We start from the raw sequence: 5,420 nt of genomic DNA, 5'->3' as shown, positions 1-5,420 counted from the left end.
GGTCCCGTCGACGAGGATCGTCGCCCTTAAGCCGAGCATCTTTTTGAGAGCGTCGATCGCCTTTTCCGCCTGCCATTCGTTCGCGAAACCGACTACTGCGTTAAGTATCACGATTAGCAGGATGGCTATCGTGTCGACGATCTCGTTAAGAAAGATCGAGACGACAGCTGCGGCGATCAGGATTCCGATGAGTATGCTCCGGAACTGTCTCAGGAAGACGACGAGAGGCGAGACTTTTTTCTCCTCTTTAATCTCGTTCGGTCCGTACTCGGCGAGCCTCAGTCTCCTCTCGTCCGCGGTCAGCCCTCCGGGAGATGTCGCAAGCCTCTCCATGACCGCGTTGGCATCGAGCGTGCACCACGATTCTTTCTGTCCCCCGTGATCTCCGGCCATTATTCAGCAGTTATTCATTATTGCTGATAACGGTTATGCCGGGGCAGTTTCAAGGAGTTTTTTGTTGCATTACAATCCGGAACACCCTGAAGCATCAGCATTTCGGAATGAATAAAATTTCCCAAAAACATTTGGCAATGTTAAAAATGTTTACTTAATCTGCAATATTGATGAAAAAATTTGATTATATTTTTATAGCAATGTTGCAAATAATTTCAATGGTAATACTATGTCAGGAAAAATTATTCAGATGATCGACAAGCTGATCGAGCTGAAATCGGGGGGCAACCCGACCGTCGCCACGACGACAAGGACGAAACTGATCCTCAAGGGTATAAATCCCAAAAAATATGACAGCCACTCGGATGACGACCCGGAGGTTATCGCGAAGATCAGATCCGTAGCGACGGAGATGGGAATCACCCTTTAGAGAGGAGATATTATGAAGGCATTAACAGCATATTCGGAAAAAACAGACGTCAGTGAAGCAATCGAAGAGATAAAAAATAAATTCGGAACGGCCGACCTGAAAGCGGTGATCTTTTTCTCGTCTTCCATTTACCCTCCGGAAGAAACCGCAAAGCTCGTGAAGGATAAGTTCCCGGGTGCGACCGTAATTGGCTGCACGACGGCAGGAGAGATTATCAGCGGCAAAATGCTCAAGAATTCCATTGTCGCGATGGGCCTTTCTTCCGAAATGATATCCGATATATCCTTTGAGGTCGTCGAAGATCCGGCGGATACCAAAAACATCGAAAAGGCGTTTCAGTCCTTAGGGAAATATTTCGGAAAACCCATGTCGGATCTCGAGTTCGATGAATATGTCGGGATTATCATCGTCGACGGGCTCAGCAACTCAGAGGAGAAGGTGATGGACAGGATCGGCGACCTGACGAATGTGACGTTCATCGGCGGTTCTGCCGGCGATGACGTGAAATTCGAGAAGACCTGGGTGTTTGCGGACGGAAAGCCGTATACCAATGCTGCGGTTCTCGCGGTGATCAAACCGGCGAACGGGTTCGATATTATAAAGACCCAGAGCTTCACCGCACTTGACAAGACGATGACTGCGACGAAGGTCAACGAAGAGACCCGTGAAGTAATCGAGTTCAACGGGAAACCTGCGGCAGAGGAATATGCGGCGCAGCTCGGAGTGACGGTCGAAAAACTTCCCGAACTGTTCATGAGCCATCCGATCGGTGTAATCACGGATGACGACATCTTCGTCAGGAGCCCCCAGCAGATCGTCGATGGTTCGGTCGTCAGGTTTTATTGCAACATTATCGAAGGCATGGAGCTGAATATATTAAAGGCCGGGGACATCGTCAGCAGCACGAAGGATGCGGTCGAAGAGAAAAAGAACGAGCTGAAAAATATCTCGGGCCTGATCAACTTCCACTGCATTCTCAGGACACTGGAGCTCGAAGCAACCGGCAAGACCGCCGAATACGGTGCGGTGTTCGGGGACATTCCCGCGATCGGCTTCAGCACCTACGGCGAGGAATACATAGGCCACATAAACCAGACATCAACGATGCTGGTCTTCAAGTGAGATTTTCTCTCACCTCATCTCTCATCTAATATTAAATCCAGTTTTCATCTCATCTCACCCCACCCCAATCACTTTTCGGGACTGTTTATATTTCATGTCAAACAGAGTATAATTCAGGGCCCGGGAATATTTCAGCAGGGAAGAGAGCATTATGAATAAATTTACTAATTATATCTCGACTGACCTGAGAAACAATTTTATTTTCCGGATTGTGCTGACCGCCCTTTTGCTGATCGCGTTTATGACTGTATCTTCGGTGCTTGTAACCGGATTCGGGATCTATAATGCGGATCTCAATCTGGTAATCTTCGTCGCCCCGATATTGATCGTCTATCTCGGGACAGGCGGTACCGGTCTCTTCGATGAAGAGAAACTGTCGGAAACAGAGGACTCTTTCGTATCTTTCCGGTATAAAGTATTCATCGCTTCGTTCATCGTTCCCTTCATTATCTTCTGGCTGATCGTTCCAATGATACAGATCATGGTAACAGCCATCTCGCCGGACAAAATCACCGGCACTATAACGGCGGCATTTTCCGCATCAATCGGAATGCACTTTATTCCCGCAGTGGCGCTCGGCGTTGCGGGACTGGGGGGAATACTGAAGAGAACGTCAATGATGGTCTCCGTGGTGTGCCTGGCACTCAGCCCGTTTATTTTTCTTATGAATACATACGGTTCCCTTTGATCCGGACGTAACACATAATAATCAAAAATTTTTACATCTTCTTTGTCTAAAGTTGAATCATATGCCGATTGAGGTGGGAATCTGGAATGTCTCTTCCGATAATGTCAAAAAGGTTGAATATTCCTCTATTGATTCTGAAAAAAGACTTGAAGATATCCTTTGCGGGGATCTTTCTATACTTGACAACAATCTCCTGTTGATCGGGCGGCAGACACTGACCGGTTTCGGGAAAAAGATAGATATGCTCGGTATCAATGAAACAGGGAAGATCACGATAATCGAGTTGAAAAAGAACAAAACTCCCCGTGAGGTCATCGCCCAGGTTCTCGATTATGCATCGTGGATAAAAGATCTTTCGTACACGGATTTGAAAGAGATCTGCGATGAATATTATAATGACAAGGAGTTCGAATCGCTGTTCGATGAGAAGTTCGGGACTTCCCCTCCTGAAAAGATCAACCAGGAGCACGATATGATAATTGTGTGCTCCGAACTTGACAACGAGACCGAACGCATCCTCAATTATCTGTCGGATAATTATAACGTCCCGGTTAATGTCGCCTTTTTCAGGTTCTTCTCGGATTCAGGATCGGAATATCTCTCGCGAAGCTGGCTCATAGATCCCAAAGAGGCGGAAGAAAAACTCAGCCATTCAAAAAATCAGATAAAATCGGAGCCGTGGAACGGCAGGGATTTCGTCGTGAATATCGATGTGAACGACGGGAAATCATCCTACAATGATCTAATAAAATACAATTTTTTTACGGCCGGAGGCGGTGTGTGGTATAGCAAGACACTGGATAATCTATTTCCCGGTGCCCGCATATTTGCCATGATCCCGAAAAAAGGATATCTTGCAGTAGGAGAAGTGCTTGCTGAAAGTGTTCCGATAAAGGATTTCTATGTCCGGCATGAAGACAAAGAAGTGCTGATCCTGGATCTGCCTCTTGAATATGAACCATTGAGAAACAACCTGGACGATCCTGATCTTTGCTATTATGCCGTCCGGGTAAGGTGGCTGGAGCATCTCCCGGAAGAAAAACCGTTCTGGGAAAAAGGATTAATGGCAAACCAGAACAGTGCATTCAAATTAAAAAATAAATTTACCCTGGATAAACTGACCGAACGCTTCAGGCTTGATGACTGACCGGCAGATTCGATTTTCTCGCTTAAAAAAAAATTATTTTTGTTCTTCTTTACTCGATACCGGACCGGATATTCTTTACGAGATTTTGACAACCCCTCGCCGCGAGCCGCGGTAAACTCATGGTGTGTACGGAAACGGGATATAAATTAAATTCAACAGCTCGGGAGACCCTTGCTGGTCTCCTGAGCGTGCCATGAGATGATTATCTTAGGGCAAGGCCCCTGGGCAGGGGCCGTCCGGCGGCTTAGCCGCCGGTGCCGGGGTTGCCAGGGTAGGATATGTAAGCAATATAGCAGTATCCTGAAATTATTTGCCACATGAAACAGCGAAAAGCCAAAAAAATATTTTAATCGATAATCCGCAGGCCAGATAGTGTGGGACAGGAAGAAACTAGGGAAGACACCAGCACTAAAATCCTCTCCCTGGTCTCAACCGATCCGTCCATAAGCATGGAGAATGGCCCGTCGGATCGGAATTACGCAGAAAGGAATAGAATGGCAGATCAGGAAATTGAAGGATTCGGGGCGTCTTGAACGTGTCGGCCCGAAAAAAGGCGGCTACTGGAAAATAGTCGGGGATGAGTAAGCCCGAAGGTTTTCACACCCGTCTTTATTCCGCTTTTTAATGAACTATCCCTGACCTAATCTTCTCAACAAGCCCTTTCACCGATTCATAGATCGCATCGTCGCTCTTTAGGTTCTCCCCGACCGCCGCAACGATCGCACTGCCGACGACGACACCGTCTGCACCCGCGTCGATCATCTTCTTCGCGTTCTCAGGCTCCGAGATCCCGAAACCGACGACGACAGGGATGTCGAAGGTCTTCTTCGCCCTTGCGATAAGATCGAGCGCCTCGTCCGGGATCTTGTCTCTCTGTCCGGTCGTCCCAAGGGCGGAGATGAGATATGCAAAACCTTTCGCCTTTCCCGCGATCTTCTTCATCCTCTCTTCGCTCGTCGTAATCGAGACAAGGAAGATCTGTGCCAGTCCGTGCTTTTCGGCTGCCTCTAACGCCTCTTCGGATTCTTCGACCGGCATATCGACGATGAGCACCGCATCCGCACCGTTCGCCTTCGCCTCGGCGTAGAACCTGTCGAAACCCATCCTGATTATAGGATTAATGTACGTGAAGATCACGATCGCGACCTCCGAGATGCTCCTTATATGGCCCGCGATCTCGAATGCAGTCGCCGGAACCGCTCCCGAGGAGAGAGCTCTCCCGTCCGCAGCCTGGATCACCGGGCCGTCCGCCACCGGGTCCGTGAACGGGATTCCGACCTCGATGATATCCGCACCGCCTTCCACCAGGGCCGAGGCGACGATCTTCGATCTCTCTGTATCCGGGTCGCCCGCCACCATGTAGGCGACAAACGCCGGTTTCGAGAATGCATTTTTTATTCGATTCATCGAACTGTCCATCAGACTACCCCCGAAAGTTTCGCGACCCTTGCCACATCCTTGTCTCCCCTTCCCGAGAGGCATACGACAACGATATCGTCTTTATCAAACTCCGACGAGTTGTTCATAAGGTATGATACCGCATGTGCTGACTCCAGCGCCGGGATGATCCCCTCCTTCTTCGAGAGGTACGCAAACGCATCCAGGACATCGTCGTCCGCCGCCATCCTGTAATCCACCCT

General features: G+C 48.7%; 7 protein-coding genes and 1 pseudogene. 5 read left to right on the top strand and 3 right to left on the bottom strand.

All coding sequences use genetic code 11. From position 1 onward, the window contains the following. On the bottom strand, positions 1-393 hold a 393-nt coding region (locus METPAY_RS15505), incomplete at its 3' end, for a cation-transporting P-type ATPase (protein WP_245611595.1). Between the two features lie 229 nt (positions 394-622). Between METPAY_RS15505 and METPAY_RS09345 the strand changes: the two genes are divergently transcribed. The 5 genes from METPAY_RS09345 (at position 623) to METPAY_RS15635 (ending at position 4,365) form a co-directional block, all read left to right on the top strand. After that, complete coding sequence (locus METPAY_RS09345) at positions 623-823, top strand: hypothetical protein (RefSeq protein ID WP_048151714.1); 201 nt, start codon at positions 623-625, stop codon at positions 821-823. A 12-nt stretch (positions 824-835) separates the two neighbouring features. Next, positions 836-1,945 carry an FIST signal transduction protein gene (locus METPAY_RS09340; RefSeq protein WP_048151710.1) on the top strand — a complete coding sequence of 370 codons (1,110 nt, stop codon included), beginning with the start codon at positions 836-838 and terminating at the stop codon, positions 1,943-1,945. A 151-nt stretch (positions 1,946-2,096) separates the two neighbouring features. Further along, positions 2,097-2,633 carry a hypothetical protein gene (locus tag METPAY_RS09335; RefSeq protein WP_048151708.1) on the top strand — a complete coding sequence of 179 codons (537 nt, stop codon included), beginning with the start codon at positions 2,097-2,099 and terminating at the stop codon, positions 2,631-2,633. A 61-nt stretch (positions 2,634-2,694) separates the two neighbouring features. Beyond that, positions 2,695-3,780 (top strand): PDDEXK family nuclease, encoded by a 1,086-nt coding sequence (locus METPAY_RS09330; RefSeq protein WP_048151706.1) that lies wholly within the window; start codon positions 2,695-2,697, stop codon positions 3,778-3,780. A gap of 456 nt (positions 3,781-4,236) precedes the next feature. Further along, positions 4,237-4,365: a hypothetical protein gene (locus METPAY_RS15635; RefSeq protein WP_281174097.1), complete on the top strand. Its 129-nt coding sequence runs from the start codon at positions 4,237-4,239 to the stop codon at positions 4,363-4,365. A 36-nt stretch (positions 4,366-4,401) separates the two neighbouring features. Here the strand turns inward: METPAY_RS15635 and trpA are convergent, their stop codons facing one another. Together trpA and METPAY_RS15500 are read right to left on the bottom strand one after the other, a co-directional pair. Beyond that, positions 4,402-5,187 (bottom strand): tryptophan synthase subunit alpha, encoded by a 786-nt coding sequence (trpA, locus tag METPAY_RS09325; protein ID WP_048151746.1) that lies wholly within the window; start codon positions 5,185-5,187, stop codon positions 4,402-4,404. Between the two features lie 11 nt (positions 5,188-5,198). Beyond that, a pseudogene (locus METPAY_RS15500) lies at positions 5,199-5,420 on the bottom strand (tryptophan synthase subunit beta); the annotation flags it as partial.

It is taken from the genome of Methanolacinia paynteri (genome assembly GCF_000784355.1).
In the GTDB taxonomy this organism is placed as follows: Archaea; Halobacteriota; Methanomicrobia; order Methanomicrobiales; family Methanomicrobiaceae; genus Methanolacinia; species Methanolacinia paynteri.
Note: the sequence above shows the minus strand (reverse complement) of the source record. Positions and strands in the feature narration are given on the sequence as shown.